This window comes from Sporosarcina sp. Marseille-Q4943 (genome assembly GCF_943736995.1).
Lineage (GTDB): Bacteria > Bacillota > Bacilli > Bacillales_A > Planococcaceae > Sporosarcina.
Genome location: NZ_OX031157.1, coordinates 282,965 through 298,906 on the forward strand (window position 1 = coordinate 282,965; position 15,942 = coordinate 298,906).

The 15,942-nt window shown below is 39.9% G+C and carries 17 protein-coding genes; 3 read left to right on the forward strand and 14 right to left on the reverse strand.

The features are described 5' to 3' along the window. Positions 1 to 31 precede the first annotated feature (31 nt). The 5 genes from NIT04_RS10255 to NIT04_RS10275 all read right to left on the reverse strand — a co-directional run bounded on the left by NIT04_RS10255 (position 32) and on the right by NIT04_RS10275 (position 4,513). A complete protein-coding gene (locus tag NIT04_RS10255) occupies positions 32 to 844 on the reverse strand; it encodes a hypothetical protein (protein ID WP_252503518.1) in 813 nt (270 codons plus the stop codon). A gap of 255 nt (positions 845 to 1,099) precedes the next feature. Continuing rightward, positions 1,100 to 1,411, reverse strand: a complete 312-nt coding sequence (locus NIT04_RS10260) for a hypothetical protein (RefSeq protein WP_252503519.1) — start codon at positions 1,409 to 1,411, stop codon at positions 1,100 to 1,102. A gap of 531 nt (positions 1,412 to 1,942) precedes the next feature. Beyond that, positions 1,943 to 3,538, reverse strand: coding sequence for a DUF2326 domain-containing protein (locus tag NIT04_RS10265; RefSeq protein WP_252503520.1), 1,596 nt, complete (start codon positions 3,536 to 3,538; stop codon positions 1,943 to 1,945). Continuing rightward, a complete protein-coding gene (locus NIT04_RS10270; RefSeq protein WP_252503521.1) occupies positions 3,522 to 3,755 on the reverse strand; it encodes an ABC-three component system middle component 7 in 234 nt (77 codons plus the stop codon). Before NIT04_RS10270 ends, NIT04_RS10265 begins: the two co-directional genes overlap by 17 nt. Next, on the reverse strand, positions 3,755 to 4,513 hold the full coding sequence (locus NIT04_RS10275) for an ABC-three component system protein (protein WP_252503522.1): 759 nt from the start codon (positions 4,511 to 4,513) through the stop codon (positions 3,755 to 3,757). Before NIT04_RS10275 ends, NIT04_RS10270 begins: the two co-directional genes overlap by 1 nt. Positions 4,514 to 5,023: 510 nt before the next feature. Between NIT04_RS10275 and NIT04_RS10280 the strand changes: the two genes are divergently transcribed. After that, the gene (locus NIT04_RS10280; RefSeq protein ID WP_252503523.1) at positions 5,024 to 6,640 is read left to right on the forward strand and encodes a thiamine pyrophosphate-binding protein; all 1,617 of its coding nucleotides are present in this window, start codon (positions 5,024 to 5,026) and stop codon (positions 6,638 to 6,640) included. Between the two features lie 334 nt (positions 6,641 to 6,974). On the opposite strand, the gene NIT04_RS10285 is transcribed toward NIT04_RS10280, so the two are convergent. From NIT04_RS10285 to NIT04_RS10315, 7 genes are all read right to left on the reverse strand, one after another. Beyond that, positions 6,975 to 7,772 (reverse strand): hypothetical protein, encoded by a 798-nt coding sequence (locus NIT04_RS10285; RefSeq protein WP_252503524.1) that lies wholly within the window; start codon positions 7,770 to 7,772, stop codon positions 6,975 to 6,977. A 245-nt stretch (positions 7,773 to 8,017) separates the two neighbouring features. After that, the gene (locus NIT04_RS10290; protein WP_251694738.1) at positions 8,018 to 8,257 is read right to left on the reverse strand and encodes a YneF family protein; all 240 of its coding nucleotides are present in this window, start codon (positions 8,255 to 8,257) and stop codon (positions 8,018 to 8,020) included. A 121-nt stretch (positions 8,258 to 8,378) separates the two neighbouring features. Next, positions 8,379 to 8,825 carry a sporulation inhibitor of replication protein SirA gene (gene sirA, locus NIT04_RS10295; protein WP_252503525.1) on the reverse strand — a complete coding sequence of 149 codons (447 nt, stop codon included), beginning with the start codon at positions 8,823 to 8,825 and terminating at the stop codon, positions 8,379 to 8,381. Positions 8,826 to 8,996: 171 nt separating this feature from the next. Next, a complete protein-coding gene (gene tkt, locus NIT04_RS10300; RefSeq protein ID WP_252503526.1) occupies positions 8,997 to 11,006 on the reverse strand; it encodes a transketolase in 2,010 nt (669 codons plus the stop codon). Positions 11,007 to 11,110: 104 nt separating this feature from the next. Further along, positions 11,111 to 11,344: a DUF896 domain-containing protein gene (locus NIT04_RS10305; RefSeq protein ID WP_252503527.1), complete on the reverse strand. Its 234-nt coding sequence runs from the start codon at positions 11,342 to 11,344 to the stop codon at positions 11,111 to 11,113. A 263-nt stretch (positions 11,345 to 11,607) separates the two neighbouring features. Continuing rightward, entirely contained in the window at positions 11,608 to 12,270 is a 663-nt protein-coding gene (locus NIT04_RS10310; protein ID WP_252505073.1) for a recombinase family protein, read from the reverse strand. Continuing rightward, complete coding sequence (locus tag NIT04_RS10315; protein WP_252503528.1) at positions 12,270 to 12,587, reverse strand: LysM peptidoglycan-binding domain-containing protein; 318 nt, start codon at positions 12,585 to 12,587, stop codon at positions 12,270 to 12,272. Before NIT04_RS10315 ends, NIT04_RS10310 begins: the two co-directional genes overlap by 1 nt. Positions 12,588 to 12,788: 201 nt before the next feature. Between NIT04_RS10315 and lexA the strand changes: the two genes are divergently transcribed. Further along, positions 12,789 to 13,409, forward strand: a complete 621-nt coding sequence (gene lexA, locus NIT04_RS10320; RefSeq protein ID WP_252503529.1) for a transcriptional repressor LexA — start codon at positions 12,789 to 12,791, stop codon at positions 13,407 to 13,409. A 243-nt stretch (positions 13,410 to 13,652) separates the two neighbouring features. On the opposite strand, the gene NIT04_RS10325 is transcribed toward lexA, so the two are convergent. Beyond that, positions 13,653 to 14,918, reverse strand: a complete 1,266-nt coding sequence (locus NIT04_RS10325; RefSeq protein ID WP_252503530.1) for a methionine gamma-lyase family protein — start codon at positions 14,916 to 14,918, stop codon at positions 13,653 to 13,655. Between the two features lie 138 nt (positions 14,919 to 15,056). Between NIT04_RS10325 and NIT04_RS10330 the strand changes: the two genes are divergently transcribed. Next, on the forward strand, positions 15,057 to 15,650 hold the full coding sequence (locus tag NIT04_RS10330) for a trimeric intracellular cation channel family protein (RefSeq protein ID WP_252503531.1): 594 nt from the start codon (positions 15,057 to 15,059) through the stop codon (positions 15,648 to 15,650). Positions 15,651 to 15,715: 65 nt separating this feature from the next. Here NIT04_RS10330 and hfq read toward each other — a convergent pair whose 3' ends face one another. Then, positions 15,716 to 15,940, reverse strand: coding sequence for an RNA chaperone Hfq (gene hfq / locus NIT04_RS10335; protein WP_251694746.1), 225 nt, complete (start codon positions 15,938 to 15,940; stop codon positions 15,716 to 15,718). Positions 15,941 to 15,942 lie beyond the last annotated feature (2 nt).

Below are 15,942 nucleotides of genomic sequence, written 5' to 3' on the forward strand. Positions count from 1 at the left end.
GTCACTTTTCTCCCTCTCCAATAAACTTATTTCACTTGAAATGTTCTTCCTTTAAACTTAAAACAGCATGGACAGTAGCTAAATAGTAATGGAACATCCATTCATACCAAACTGGTTTCTCAAAATCATCTTTTTGCTTTAAATCATTGTGTCTGATTCCATAATTATTCACAATGCCAAAGATCATTGTATCATGTTTATCAGTTGTAAAATTTTTCAAGTCTTTTCTATATGGCTCTAATATATCAGCTAAAATATTTATAGCTTTCCTTTTTTCCTCTAAGTTTGAATCATACTTGAAAAACATCTTTATTGCAGTTTCTACTTGCTCTGTAACTGTATCACTTGTATGTTCTGGAAGGTCATTCTTTATTAGATTGTTAAGACCATTTTCTGGCAAATCAATTATGTAACCCTTCTCAGTTAATTCATAACCATCATCTAAATGCATCAAATATTTGTTAATTTCAACCCTAAATTCTATTTGTGCAGAATTTATGTTATCAGAGAAAATTTCTTGAAATTCTATATCCTCTAATTCATCACCAGGCCAAATAAACTCATGCAAAATTTCAATTAAGGTAAAAATTGTTACCTTGTCTAATCTATCACCATACTGTTCAATTGGAAATACATCTTTATTTCCTACATGGCTAAAAAGAAATGCTTCAGGACTTGGTTTCATTAATCTAGGTCTGCCTTTATATCCATTAAAAGCTAATCTAAAATCTCCTTTATCTTCAAAATAAGCATATGTGGCAATAAAAAACTCCCTAAACTTTTTAAAACTAATTTTCATATCATCTAAATTTATTTTTCCATTTCTAACGCCATAATATTGCATCAGTTACCCCCCAAAGTGTTTATAAATATATTCTCTTCTAATTATAAAGATTTATGGAAAAAAGTATATATGTTTCCAAGCATAATTACAAAATTGAGCAGATACCAAAGCACCTACCCTACACAGTAGTTTTTGCAAAGTTAATACCATCATTATAAGTAAAATAAATTCACTATTAAGATGAGCTATGAATATAATAGATCCATTTTCAGATAATTAAAAGGGAGGCTAAAGCATCAGCTCTCCTCCACTTAGTTAATCCTGAGAATAAATGTAAAGCTCATCTAGGCTAATGTTAATTCCACCTTTGATAAGTCTTTCTCTCCTGCTGTTAAATAGCTTTTCTAAAACCTCTTTCTTATCCTCAAAATGTCCAAAATGTATTTTCTTATGGCAGACTAAACAGATAGAAACTATATTAGCATGGATGTCTAGGCTACAATCAAACTGCTCCTGATACTGCATAGGGATAAGATGATGAGCCTCTACATAATTCTTTCCATTAAACTTTGAAACAAAATGCTTATGCTGATTGTCAAACTCACATAAATAGTCTGCATCACCCACAGACTCACTTGCATACTTAGGGTTTCTGCTCCATACTGTCCTATTGTTTACTGACCTGTGATTAGGTTTATCTTTTGGCATACTTAAAATGATTTAGAGCTACACTATACATCCTATGCCCTTTTTCATTCTTCTTTTTAAACTCAGGATTTCTAATTATTGTATCAATAAAGGCAGTATCAGTTAGGCTAAATAAATTAATCCTCTGTAAACCATAGTCTCCTAATTCTCATGATATTGTATTAATTGCTTTAGAATATCTCCCAATGGAGTATGGTTTTATATCTGTATAGATTTTTAACCACTCAGCAAAAGTATCTTTATTCATCATAGTTACTTTTCACACACTCTCTATTTATATTTCATTAATAATAATTATGAGTTAAGAGGATACAAAAGGCTAAAAAAAAGAGCAGATGCCTTAGCATCTACTCTTCAACCCCAATAGCCTTTACTCTTGTATTCCTGAGGATCTGCTAATAATCCTGTAGCCTTTGCATCCTTGCTTTAGCTTACTTCTTTAGTTGTTCTTTATTTCTTGCTGTCTCTCCAGTCCAATGTAGTCAATAACTCATCTTTAGACAACTGGATTACTTTCTTTTCCTTTAATATAGTCTGAGTTTCTTTGTTGTAGATATTTATGACATCAATAGCAATAAATACTTGTTTTGTCATTGAGTTATAGAATTTGATTATTTGTTCTACTGCCTCTTTTTCAATGTTTTTAAACAAGAAGGAGTCATGTATTATATATGGAATATCAGTAAGTGAAAATATAGCTAAGTCAAAAATTATTAAATTTGTATATGCTTTTCCAGTGCCTGTATTCTCAAAAAAATTATACTCATAATTATTGTAGGTTAGATCTAATTCAGGTGCAGTTCTTTTGACCTCATGAATTAGGTCATTTAACTTATCATTAATTTTCTTCTTAATGTCTTTAACTATTTCTTCTTTTATTTTATCAAGTTCTTCTGTTTTAGATGAAATATCTGATTTTAGAATTTCTAACTTAGTGTAATAGTCATTCTCTATTTGCAGATTCTTTAGTGTTGAAGAAAGTTCAATTAGATTATCTATAAATAAATTAAACTCTTCATTGGGATTTAGGAGTTCCTCTAATTTTATATTTATTTGATTGATTTCATTTTCTAAGTTTTGAATTTTTGCCAACAACTCTTTTCTTGCACTTTTCAATTCATCACTAAGAATAGAACTAATCCCTTTATGAAACAGGTCTATATTAACCAGTTTTTCTAGATTAACATTTGGGAAAAATTCTAAAAGACTATCAAATCCTGCACCTGAAGGTTTTTTTATACTCCTAATCCTATTCAACCTAGATTGGAAGTATTCTTTCTCCTCTAATAAGTCTTTTTTCATTTTTCTATACTGAATTAATTCACCAGTTACTATATCTTTAATATTGATGGAGAGACTATATGCACTTTTTCCTAACTTTTCAATTTCAGTATTTAGAATACCAATTTCTTTTTTGTTTTTTTCATATTTAGTCTTATTGATTTTGGGGATTAATTTCAGCCTTCCAGCACTATTTAAGACTTTCTTTGAATTATCCAACTTCTTCAAATATTCATCTTGTTGTGCAACGGTCTCAAATTCATTAAAGATTTTTATTAAATTGGTTACAGTATCAATATTTTTTTCAGATTGATGGTTGTGGAGAGGTTTTTTAACATTGTAATTATTTTTACCCCAAATTCTAGAAAAGGTGCTGACTGCAGCTCTAAATTTTAATTGCTGTGACTGTAGCTCATAGTGATTTTTTAATTCCTCTGTATAATCACCCAATTTAATAGTATCAAGCTTTTCCATTTTAGTGTTACTTCTATATACAACATCTTTATCTTCTGTGCCCCTAATAAAATGATAATCAAGCTCTTTAAACTCAAAAGTGAACCAAAAATCATGATGACCTAAGTTTGTAACAACATCACTATTATGTGAAAGGTATGTTTTTCCACCAAATATAAAGTCTATAATCATTAGTAAAGTTGATTTACCAATTGAATTTGTTCCTTTGGTATCACCTAAAACAACATTTAAACCTTTATGAAATTTTATGGTATCCTTTTTAAATATTACACTCCTAATCTCTTTTAACATATGAAACTACTCCTTTATTAAAATCCACTTTAATTGCATCCAATAGGAATAATACATCCAATGAGTAAATAAACTCATCTATTTCTCCAAAGTGCTCTTGTGTAGCAAAATATAGATCCTGTATAGTCATTTCATTTTTAATTATGAAATCAAGAATAAAGGTCATTTTTCCAATTATAGAATCATTAAAAGTTATTACCTTGTTTGGTACTAACATTAAAACACCTCACAATTCTGAATAAAAAAGGAAATTATTATGCCACAAGCACCTAAGGAGCTATTTTCAGTTTTTTTGGATAACCACTCAGTAAGTTGGTTATATATAACTTCTTGAGATGGCTCATGCCTACTTAAGGTGTCATAAAAAGATTTAACTTGTGACGAAATTTGATTAAATGATTTTGGATATTGGCTATCCAGTTGAGCAAATTGTTCTCTTATATATAAGTAATATTCTCTAATTTCATTCCTTATCTTATTTTTGGTTATTCTAACTAATGTCTCATCTGCTTTTTTGTCAAGCTTTAGTGCTCTCATATGTAGAGGTTTAGTTTCTGCCTCATTAAATCCTATTACTAATTTGCCTATAACCTCTTTTATCTCAGCCTCAATTTGATAATCATGATATTTTGCTCTTGTTTCACTTTTAATTAATATGTTTTTCTTGATGACGAATAGCTTCCTATACTCCTCAACAGTTCTAGGGTTATCAAATTTATTATGGCACTCTTCACATAAAGCAATAATATTATTTAAGTTATTTACATCTTCATGCAATCTCTCTTCATCCTTTAATAATTCAATCTCTTCTTTTGTAGGATTAAGAGGATATATATGTGCACCTTCCCACAGCTTATAATTCCCGCCTTTTTTTTCATACATGAGTGATTTTGTGCATAAAGGACACATATTTTCAACCTCTGAAAGTAATATTGAATTATCATTAGAGGTTAAGTTTCTTCTTTTGTTAGACATTTAGCACACCACCTTTAAACTACAGTAAAACTATTATACTACTTTAAAATAGATAATACCCTCTATTTTCTAACAATTTTCAACAAAATAAGAACTAGGCACTTTGCTCCTTTTCCTGAATTGACCTTTATTATGTCTACTTTTGTTCCTACTTTCTTTATCTCCATAATTCATTTGACCTTTCCTTAAAACCCTTGTAAATTCAGCTTTGTAATGAGGATGTATTGTAATTAATCTATTTCGTATACGATGGACAAGTCGAATGGATGGTGCACGTAGTCTGGAATCTTTACCTTTTCAAACAAGCCCATGGAGTATACTCGATAACTTACTACTGTATCCATTTGAATTACCCAAATGAACAGAGCAACAGCAAAATTGACTGTATGCTCTGTTTACAAATTAACCCTAAAGTTTATCTACTGCTTTTTAGAGGAAGAACTATAAGAGTGGACTTTCCTGCTACACGGCTAGCAGGACAGATAAGATCTATCGAGGAGGTTTTAGGACATGGGAAAAAGTGAACGGACAGTTGCAGAATTGGTACTCGATCAACTATCGTTATTCGGTGTAAAACGGATTTACGGTGTAGTCGGTGATGCGATTATCGGTCTCATTGACGCACTTGCAAAACAAGATCAAATTCAATTCATCGCAGTTAAACATGAATCTACTGCTGCTTTCATGGCCTCTGCAGAAGCGAAGCTGACAGGCCGGCTTGCAGTATGTACAGCAACGATGGGTCCTGGGGCAGCCAACTTGCTTAACGGGTTGGGAGACGCATATGCAGACAAAGCGCCTGTCCTCGCAATCACTGGCCAAGCACCGACGGATAAAATCGGAACAGAATTTCCGCAATATGTAGATCAGCAAGAGCTAATGAAACCATTCGCATCGTTTTCCGCTACTCTTGCCAATCAGGATGCAACAGTCGAACTTCTCCATAGAGCAGTGCGCAAATCACTCGGTCAGCGTGTTGTCACTCATTTGTCCATCCCAAAGGATCTTTTCATGGAACCCACTTCTGCAGTGCCGCGAGCTTTGCCAGAACAGATTGAGGGCTTTTCTTCTTTCACAACGGACAGCTTGAGCCAGGCAACATCCATAATGAAAACAGCAAAGCGCCCGATGATTCTCGCAGGCTTCGGAGCAGCCGCTGCGTCAGAAGAGGTGGAGAAACTTGCTGAATTATGGGGGGCTGGCATCTTAACTAGTTTAGGCGGAAAAGGTTTGTTGGATGAATCTTCCCCTCACCTGCTGCAAGGCATTGGCGAAGGCGGCAATCCGCATGCCGCCGATGTCTTGAAAGATGCCGATGTTGTCCTTCTTGCAGGCACGGCATGGTGGCCGGAAGGGTATGTCCCATCTGACGCACAAATTATCCAGATAGACACCCATTTCGATAAAATTGAAAAGAGCATCCCCGTTAAGCTCGGCATTATCGGATCAACAGAAGAAGTTCTTCCGCTTTTAAGGGAGAGTCTGCAAGGATTTTCTCGAGCTGAAGACTGGGTTGACCGTTGCCGGGAAGCTAAACAGAAATGGGCTGAACAAAATGAGCAGGAAGGCAATACTGCGGGGTCTCCCGTGCATCCTTCCCGTATTATGCGTGCCCTTGACAGAACAGTCGATGCAGATGCAGTTCTTTGCGTAGATACAGGCGACGGTACAGTGTGGTTGAATCGCAATTTTAGGCAAAAACAGCAAAGAATATTATTCTCCGGATACTGGCGGACGATGGGGTTCGGTCTTCCTGCAGCGATGGCGGCAAAGCTTGAACAACCGGAAAAACAAGTCGTAGCGATTGTCGGGGATGGCGGCCTGCAAATGACACTTGCCGATTTAACGACTGCGACTCGCTATGGACTCGACATTACTGTCATTGTATTAAATAACGGCTCACTTCAAATGGAAAGGGACAAGATCAATGTCATGAACAAAAAAGAAGTGGGAGTTGATCTCACAAACCCTGATTTCATCAAAATCGCCGAAGCATGCGGATGGAACGGATTCCATGTCGCAACTGATCCGGAGCTTGAATCCGTTCTAGAATCCGCCCTAAAAACAAAAGCACCCGCACTCGTGGACATCCAGACATCCCAAGCATTCTTCCCGGAAACCAACTAATGTTTGTCGCAATTATTACCTTTGTATAATTAATGGACACACCGAATGTGACATTGTTATACAAAGGTGTTTTTTTGAGTGGATAATACTGTTTCATACTCTATGTAAGTGGTAGATAGTCAGGATTTAAAATTAATTGATCAATCATTTACGAGATGAATTTATCGACTCACATCACAATGTAATGATGCCGCAATGAAATGATTTCATTCCGTAATACAACTAAACGACTGCAATACAAGGAAACCGAGCTGCATAGAAATCAAATTGATTCGCATCACACTAAAATCATTTGCAACGAAACGATTCCTGATCGTATCACAACCACCCCTGCTCAAGGACTATAAAACCCTTCCACCGGCTTATCAAATAGCATGAAAATGTCCTTGAAGTACGTTTCATCGACCAACTTATCCAGCACTCCCTTGTAATACCCCGGCAAATTACGGACTTTCTTCTTCTTTGTCGCCATAACGGTAATCATCAATGCTCGATACGCAAGATCCTCGAATACATGGCGATCGTCTTTATAGATTCCGAACTTCAACATGCGTCCTGATATGGCTCTATGAATTCCGTAGAATTCACGGGCTTGCTTTGTGTCTCCAATTGTCGTGACAAGCAAGTTTTTCATCCGACTGAATAGACTTGTGGATAACTTTGACGGTTCCAAAGGAGACGTGTAGTTAAGATCTTTAGATTTTAAAATAGATTTAGAAAGAAGAGCTTCGTTTGCTGGAAGCTGCTCGTTTTCCTTGTCCTCATGCGGTTTATCGTCATCGTCCCGGTCGTTCATTTTCCCCTGGTCATCAAAAGGTAAAATGATATAAATGTTGGCGCCGAGCCCGCTCATGACCGGCCGGATGTAATGGACTTTCTCGATGATGCCTAAATTGACGAGTTTGCGGATTGCACGTCTTACCGTTACGTTCGATTTCCCGATCGCTTCTTCGATTGTGCCGTGCTTCAAATGAGCAGCCCCATATTTTACAGAGTAACGACGGATGACGTCGAGCACGTGGCGGTCCGATTTCGTCAATTCGTCCCAGTGGGTCATCAGGTGCTGTTCAGCTGCAACGTCCATTTCAGCAATTGTTTCGAAGCGCGAGTATTCTTTCAAGTAGTGTGTCATGTACGATTCCCCCTTTTGCCCTCTATATAGATGGGTGGGGTCAAAAGGGATACTCCGAATAAGACATTTTTACAAATAGTATAAAATATCTATAAAGACGTCGGTGTCTCTTTCTTTTCTCAATATAAAAAACCACTTTCCTGATTGTGATCAGTAAAAAGTGGTTTTGTCGATTACATCGAGGTTTAGATAGCTTGTACAAAAATTAAATGAAAATAATCTTTATAGAACGAAAATAAGCTAACTTATTTTTTCTTGCCTGCATTGTCACTTACTTTGTTCATTTGTGCCATCATTTGATTAATCTTCTTTTGTGAAGGTTTTTGTCCCATTTGCATCATCATCATACGTAACATTTGTTCATTGATTGGCGGGTTTTCCTTCAAATATTTCATCATATATTGACGTGCAATGAAAAATCCGAGGGCCACACCAGCGATTAACGCGACGACGGCAATGAGGATTACCCAAATCGTGCTTACCATCCGCTATACCTCCTTCACTACCGTAATTCGAGAATACTCTACCATGATGGATTATACAACAAAGGGGCGGCGGATAGCAATGACTGGCAGTAAATAATTATATATAATGTCGAATTGAATATTAAAATAAGAACGACCGATTGTTCCCGAGTTGAGTTTCCTGTTTAATAGGCTTCAGCCACCCCCACTCGCCATGCTCGTCCATTACGGCAAAAAAACGATCATCCGCCCCGGATAATGCAACGAACAAGTCTAGGTCGAGCATACGCGAACCGTCGCAATACGCTTGAAGCGAATACGGCGTCAATGAAATATGGATCGACCCTTTCATCGGATGGGACAATTTATATTCTCCATCATCACTTTCGACCGTCGTAAAACTCTTTCCTAAATTGCTAAGGATTGCTTGGTCAATCGCGGATTCTTCGATTTCATCGCATAAATACTTAACTTCCTGTAAAGGTTCTTCCTGAGCATGATCCTTTAGCAAATCATAGAGCAGGCCTTCTCTGCCTAGTATAAATGATTGGTATCTTTTCTTCACTTTATAAATATCATAAGTTCTCATGACCGTCACCTCCTTTTTACATAGTCTATCGCAACAGAAGTAAAAAGTTTGTCAAAACACGGTAAAGAAAGGCACTATTGTTGTCGAAACCTTTCTAATAGTGAGTCATCTGTTTGTTGAAAAATGCCGCTTCGGAAATATGAGTCATATGACATTCCGAAGCGGCAAAAATTAGTTACGACCGAGAATCGTTTTCATTTCACGAACTACATTCTCTTCAGTGAAACCATACTCCGCAATGACCTTTTCCCCTGGAGCACTTGCTCCAAACGTGTCAATTGCCATGACTCCACCTTCGTCACCTACATATTTATGCCATCCTAGGGAGGCTCCCATTTCGATGGATAGGCGTTTTTTCACTGCTTTTGGCAGTACGCTTTCTTTATATTGCTCATCCTGCTGCTCGAACAAATCCCATGAAGGCATGGATACGACTGCAACTTCGATTCCTTCTTCACGTAGTTTTGCTTGTGCCGAGACAGCCAGGTTCACTTCCGAACCTGTAGCAATCAAAATTCCGTCGGCCACGTCTTTTTCGGCAGGTGAAATCGTATAAGCACCGCGTTTCACGCCATCCATTGCAAGTTCACCGGATTTCGGCAACACTTCTAGATTCTGACGGGATAAGACGAGTAATGTCGGTCTGTTCTTCGATGAGACCGCAATATTCCAAGCAGCCGAAGTTTCATTGCCATCAGCCGGGCGGATGACTGTCAATCCTGGCATTGAACGGAATGATGATAAATGTTCAACCGGTTCATGTGTAGGACCATCTTCACCTACTGCAATGCTGTCATGTGTAAACACGTATGTGACAGGCATGCCCATTAGAGCGGACAATCTGATTGCTGGTCTCACGTAATCGCTGAATACGAAGAACGTTCCACCGAACACATGTAACCCTCCGTGAAGCGCCATACCGTTCAAAGCAGTACCCATTGCAAATTCACGGACACCGAACCAAATGTTACGTCCTGTATAATCTCCCGGAAGGAAGTCTCCCGCACCTTTGATCGTCGTCTTGTTTGATCCTGCAAGGTCTGCGCTTCCACCGAAGAATGAAGGCAATACGTTTGCAATGGCATTGATTGCGTCTCCTGAAGCTGAGCGGGTTGCATGTGATGAACCAGCTTCATACGTAGGAAGCGCTTCTTGAAGTCCTTCAGGCATTTCACCCTTGATTGCAGCCTTCAATTGATTAGCTAAATCAGCATGTTCGCTTTCATATTGTGTAAACAGCTCGTTCCACTGTTGTTCTTTCTTGACGCCCAATTCATCGGTTGCCTCTTTGAATGTCTCATAGACACCTTCAGGAACACAGAAATCCTCTTCGTACGTCCACTTGTAGTATTCTTTCGTAAGCTTCATTTCGTCTTCGCCAAGAGGTGCACCATGGACGTCTGCCTTACCGGATTTATTTGGTGATCCATACCCGATGACTGTCTTCACTTCAATCATTGTCGGACCGCCTGAATTGCCTTTCGCCTCTTCAATAGCTTTTGAAACCAGTTCGATATTATTGCCATCTTCCACACGGATATAGTTCCAGCCATATGATTCGAAACGCTTACGGATGTTTTCCGTAAATGACATATCCAAATCTCCATCCAAGGAAATGTCGTTGCTATCATAGAGGACAATTAATTTATCCAATTGCAGATGACCGGCAAGGGAAATCGCCTCTGCTGCCACACCTTCCATGAGGTCACCATCGCCGCAAAGCGCGTACGTGTAATGGTCTACAATGTCGAAACCTGGACGGTTATAAGTAGCTGCCAAATGCTTTTCAGCCATCGCCATTCCTACTGCCATCCCAATTCCTTGTCCGAGTGGTCCCGTTGTCGCTTCAACACCGATAGTATGGCCGTATTCAGGATGACCTGGCGTTTTCGATCCCCATTGTCTGAAGTTTTTCAATTCCTCCATCGGCAAACCGTAGCCGCTTAAGTGAAGCAGGCTGTATAACAGCATGGAACCGTGACCTGCCGATAGTACAAATCGGTCGCGGTTGAACCATTCAGGATTCGAAGGATTATGATGCATATGTTTTGTCCATAGGGTGTAAGCCATCGGAGCAGCTCCCATTGGCAATCCCGGGTGGCCGGAATTCGCCTTTTCGATTGCATCGATGGATAACGTCCTAATCGTGTTTATTGCTAATTGGTCAATCTTTTCGGTCATTCAGAACATCCTTTCCCATGCTTTATCTTATAGTTGCAATTGTTATTACTTCTATAGTGTAGTCAATATATAGATGAAATACAATCCATCCTATGTTCGGATGTTCAGTTCAGAAACTTCTTATTCCGTGCATCTTTCACTTTGTCAGGTGTGACGTCGTTGCCTTGCGGATCGATTACTTTGACGTTCTCGATTGTGTCGCGCATGGATGAGCGAAATGTTTCCAAGTATTCTTTGCGCAGTTGAGTTTGTTCTTTTGCTTCTTCGATTGATAGGCCGATTGTTTTCGACTTTTTCGATAGTTCGTTGATTCGTTTAATTTTATCTTGAGATAACATGGTATTCCTCCAATTATTTCGTCCAACTTTTAATTGTTTGTGGTTTTAAACCGGATTTCCGCTGCGGGCGGTCGCTTTCCGTGGGCGAGCGCCAAGCCGCATCGTCGCTACGCTCCTGCTGGGTCTTGGCTGTCTCGCTTTCCCACTGGAGTCGCCGCCCTTCGCTCCAATCCTTTATGAAACACCAATTATTGAACAATCAAAGTCGAACTCATTAAAACTATACTTTGAAGGTATACAAAAAGAGCAGGAAGTGCAACCAATCAGCCTTCCTGCTCTAGTTCATATTCTTTATATCTTCTGTGGACCGTTGCTTTGCTTACGTTATGGCCAAGTCCTCTCAGTACACTTGCGATTTCTTCGAAGGTTAGTCCCTTTTGACGCAGTGATACAATTTCACTGATTGGGACTTCGATTCGTTCGCGTCCTTCTAGATTCCCTTTATTTATTAAATTCCGTTCTGGTCTGTACCCGTCACGGACTGCGCGTTTCATGCCTCTCCGGATTTTCGCGTTATGCAATTTACGTTGATATTCTTCCACAATTGCCAGTATCTCCAGCAGCATCGTGTCCATTTCATTCAATTGTAATGCGCCGTTATCATGGTTTGTAATGACGACGGTGTTTGTCTTGGCGAGCAAATGCAGGATGGCGACCCTGGCGTTCCCCCTGCCCAGTCTTGTTTCGTCTTGTATGAGTACGGCGTCAATCTTTTCGTCACGGATGCTGTCCAATAAGTCAAGCAATCCTTCGCGATCCATATCGTAGCCGCTATGTTTTTCCTTGAATATATGTACAATCTTCAGTCCAAGCTCATCTGCAAGTTTCTTCAGTTCCTCTTCCTGCCTGGATAATGAAGCTTCCTGTGAATCCTTTTCCGTGCTGACACGGCAATACAGGACGCATGTCTTCAATTTACCTATCATCATTCTTCTCCCGCCAATTCAGTCATCATCGAGTCGGGAAAGACTGGGTCAACTTTCGGCAATATTAATCTTTCTCCTGATTTTATTGTAGTGGACTGCATGTCATTTAGTTCCATTACTTTCGCAATCCATTTCTTCGGATGATCATTGTTGGAATAGTCTTGTGCCAATCCCCAAAGAGTATCCCCTTCTGCTATTGTCACTTCGACAAAAGAATTTGAAGCTGATTTAGCTTCTTTCATGACACCTACGATTGTGAAAGCTGTGCATAGGAAAAAAATTAATAGAATAAATCCGTATTTTTGAATGAAAGTCATAAAAAACCCCTCCAAGAATGTTTGTTCGGAATGCATGTTCCCATTATAGGACACGTTTTTTTAGAAGTCAACAAAACTTTCGAACCTTTGTTTGCCAATTGTCCGAACACCTGTTATACTCTCCTTAAGAAACGATTGCGGCTGCGGACATGCGTTCGCACAATTGTTAATCATTCATTCTATTAATTGGAGGGTGGAATTATGAAGAAAATCTCAAAGAGACAGCAGGATATCCTATCGTTTATCAAAGATGAAGTGAAGCTAAAAGGATATCCGCCTTCCGTGCGTGAAATCGGCGAAGCTGTCGGACTAGCTTCAAGCTCAACCGTGCATGGACATTTGGCTAGATTGGAAAGCAAAGGATATATCCGCAGGGACCCGACAAAACCGAGAGCGATCGAGGTATTGGACCCTGAAGGTCTGACGGCGCTGAAATCTGGCGTAGTCCACGTTCCGCTTGTCGGAAAGGTGACCGCAGGCTTGCCGATTACCGCAATTGAAAACATCGAGGAATACTTCCCTTTGCCGGATACGTACGGTACGTCTGACGATAAGCTGTTCATGCTAGAAATTGTCGGAGATAGTATGATAGAAGCTGGAATTCTAAATGGAGATTATGTCGTCGTCAAACAGCAACACACTGCAAACAATGGTGAGATTGTTGTCGCCATGACGGAAGAGGATGAAGCGACCGTAAAACGCTTCTTTAAAGAAAAGGATTACTTCCGATTGCAACCGGAAAATGAATCAATGGAGCCGATCATCGTCAATTCAGTTTCCATATTAGGAAAAGTTGTCGGCGTTTATCGCCAAATTCATTAAACAAAAGCGGAGGGTGGCGGTTAACCGTGACAGGCATAAGGCGGATCTGCGAAACGGCGATTTTGCCGTGTAGCGGAGCCGACTTATGACCCGATCGAATCGAACTGCGAAGGGTTCGATTTGCCGTATTTCTGCGGTTTTTGCAGAAATTAAGGCACCTTTCTACCCCCGGAGTCTAGACGGTACAAAAAAACAAGAGGATGACCGTGTCGATTGAATCGACCGAGTCATCCTCTTTTCATGTCAATTATTCATCATTTCATTTTTCAAAAGCTTATCCATTGAAGACATGACAGCAGCCTTAACATGTTCATATGTCAATCCACCTTGTACGTAGGCCGTGTAAGGCGGACGGATCGGGCCGTCTGCGGTGAGTTCGATACTTGAGCCCTGAATAAATGTTCCCGCTGCCATGATGACGTCATCCGTATAACCAGGCATATATGACGGTTCTGGTGCATAATGCGCATTTACCGGCGAGTTCTCCTGGATTGTCCTACAGAAAGCGATCATCTGCTCAGCATTTTCAAAATTTACGGACTGAATCAAATCGGTCCTATCAGTTGAATAATGTGGAGTCGTATTGAGTCCGAAGCTTTCTAGGAATCCTGCTGTAAAGAGAGCCCCTTTCACAGATTGACTGACGACGTGCGGCGCAATGAAGAAGCCTTGATACATTTCTAACAACGTATCAAGAGATGCACCCGCTTCAGCACCGATTCCAGGTGATGTCATACGGTAAGCACATTTTTTCACGAGGTCTGCACGTCCCGCAATATACCCACCTGTCCTAGCAAGACCCCCACCTGGATTTTTTATGAGTGAGCCAGCCATCAAATCGGCACCTACTTCAATCGGCTCTTTCGTCTCAACGAATTCACCGTAGCAATTATCGACAAATACGATAAGTTCCGGATTAATCGATTTAACAAAGCGGACCATTTCCCCGATTTCTTCAACAAGGAAGGAAGGACGGTCCGAATACCCTTTTGAACGTTGAATGCCGATCATTTTCGTTTTGCTATGAATATTCTTCTTCACTTCTTCAAAATCGACTGCGCCGTCTTCCTGCAGATCGACGTGTTTGTATGTGATTCCCCAATCTGTAAGCGATCCGGTATCCTCACCATTTCCGGACACGATTGAATCTAGTGTGTCGTATGGTTTACCCGTTATATAAAGGAGTTCATCCCCTGGCCGGAGTACGCCGAACAAGCTCGTTGAAATGGCATGTGTTCCCGAGATGATCTGGTTACGAACGAGACAGGCTTCCGCGCCGAATGTGTCTGCATATACTTGTTCAAGCACATCCCTGCCGCTATCATCATATCCGTAACCCGTAGAGCCGGTCAGATGAAAATCGCTCACCATGTTTTTTCGGAAAGCTGCCAGCACTTTCCGTTGATTGTAAAAGGCCGTCTTTTCAACTTTTCTAAAATAAGGGGCTAGTTTTTGTTCAGTTTCTTCCGCTTTCGTTTCGATTTCGGAAGTAAATTCATGTATCTTCATTCCAATTTCCTCATTCCTACAAATAGTCACTAGTATATCTTATCAGTCTAATGGAATTGGTCAATCGAAAATGATCGGGATTGGCAGAGCCTCTATTTTGATATACTATATGAAGTGTTTGGAGTAAGGAGGAACATCATGGCTTGGGAAGTTTTCAGTTTTATCGGTACGGCGGCTTTCGCCATTTCCGGAGCGTTAGTTGCACAGGAAGAGAAATATGATATTTTCGGAGTATATATATTAGGGATGGTGACGGCGTTCGGCGGAGGTGCCTTACGAAATGTTCTCCTTGGACTGCCTTCATCCGTTTTATGGAGCCAAGATTTCCTTTTCATCGTCGCTTCGGTATTAATAACATTCATCTTCTTTTTTTCCAAAGCGATCATCAGCCATTGGAATCGATGGGGTACGTACTTTGACGCCATTGGATTGGCGGCATTTGCCATTCAAGGGGCGATGCTTGCAGTCAATATGAATATGTCGCTTTACGCAGTAATGGTTGCCGCTGTATTGACAGGTGCAGGCGGCGGAGTGATCCGGGATCTACTCGCTGGCAGACGCCCCCTCATTTTTAAAAAGGATATTTATGCAATTTGGGCGGCAGGTGCAGGTTTCTTTGTTGGAGTCGGTCTCTACGACTACGATTGGGCGCTATACGCACTGCTCGTTATCGTCGCAGCCCTGCGAATCTTATCCTTTCTTTATCACTGGGAGTTGCCTCGCAGTGATTGATAATATACTCAATAGAAAAAGGAACAGGGCGAGCCTGTTCCTTTTTCTATTGGGACATATGTTTTTTATTCCTCATCCTTTAACACTACAGGTTTTGCAGGCACATACGTCGAAATTGCATGCTTGTAGATCAATTGCTGCTTGCCGTCCGATTCCAATAGAACGGTGTAATTATCATATGATTTGATAAGACCTTTCAACTGAAAACCATTCAATAGGAATACAGTGACGAACGTGTTATTTTTCCGTAATGAGTTCAAAAATGTTTCTTGCATGTTACCTTGTGACATAC

Excerpts from the sequence above, each read along its gene's own strand:
- NIT04_RS10255 (WP_252503518.1), bottom strand. The coding sequence starts at position 844 with ATGCAATATTATGGCGTTAGAAATGGAAAAATAAATTTAGATGATATG.
- sirA (WP_252503525.1), bottom strand. The coding sequence starts at position 8,825 with ATGAGAACTTATGATATTTATAAAGTGAAGAAAAGATACCAATCATTT.
- NIT04_RS10290 (WP_251694738.1), bottom strand. The coding sequence starts at position 8,257 with ATGGTAAGCACGATTTGGGTAATCCTCATTGCCGTCGTCGCGTTAATC.
- NIT04_RS10315 (WP_252503528.1), bottom strand. The coding sequence starts at position 12,587 with ATGACTTTCATTCAAAAATACGGATTTATTCTATTAATTTTTTTCCTA.
- hfq (WP_251694746.1), bottom strand. The coding sequence starts at position 15,940 with ATGTCACAAGGTAACATGCAAGAAACATTTTTGAACTCATTACGGAAA.
- NIT04_RS10275 (WP_252503522.1), bottom strand. The coding sequence starts at position 4,513 with ATGTCTAACAAAAGAAGAAACTTAACCTCTAATGATAATTCAATATTA.
- NIT04_RS10330 (WP_252503531.1), top strand. The coding sequence starts at position 15,057 with ATGGCTTGGGAAGTTTTCAGTTTTATCGGTACGGCGGCTTTCGCCATT.
- NIT04_RS10265 (WP_252503520.1), bottom strand. The coding sequence starts at position 3,538 with ATGTTAAAAGAGATTAGGAGTGTAATATTTAAAAAGGATACCATAAAA.
- NIT04_RS10310 (WP_252505073.1), bottom strand. The coding sequence starts at position 12,270 with ATGATAGGTAAATTGAAGACATGCGTCCTGTATTGCCGTGTCAGCACG.
- NIT04_RS10270 (WP_252503521.1), bottom strand. The coding sequence starts at position 3,755 with ATGTTAGTACCAAACAAGGTAATAACTTTTAATGATTCTATAATTGGA.
- NIT04_RS10285 (WP_252503524.1), bottom strand. The coding sequence starts at position 7,772 with ATGACACACTACTTGAAAGAATACTCGCGCTTCGAAACAATTGCTGAA.
- NIT04_RS10325 (WP_252503530.1), bottom strand. The coding sequence starts at position 14,918 with ATGAAGATACATGAATTTACTTCCGAAATCGAAACGAAAGCGGAAGAA.
- lexA (WP_252503529.1), top strand. The coding sequence starts at position 12,789 with ATGAAGAAAATCTCAAAGAGACAGCAGGATATCCTATCGTTTATCAAA.
- NIT04_RS10280 (WP_252503523.1), top strand. The coding sequence starts at position 5,024 with ATGGGAAAAAGTGAACGGACAGTTGCAGAATTGGTACTCGATCAACTA.
- tkt (WP_252503526.1), bottom strand. The coding sequence starts at position 11,006 with ATGACCGAAAAGATTGACCAATTAGCAATAAACACGATTAGGACGTTA.
- NIT04_RS10305 (WP_252503527.1), bottom strand. The coding sequence starts at position 11,344 with ATGTTATCTCAAGATAAAATTAAACGAATCAACGAACTATCGAAAAAG.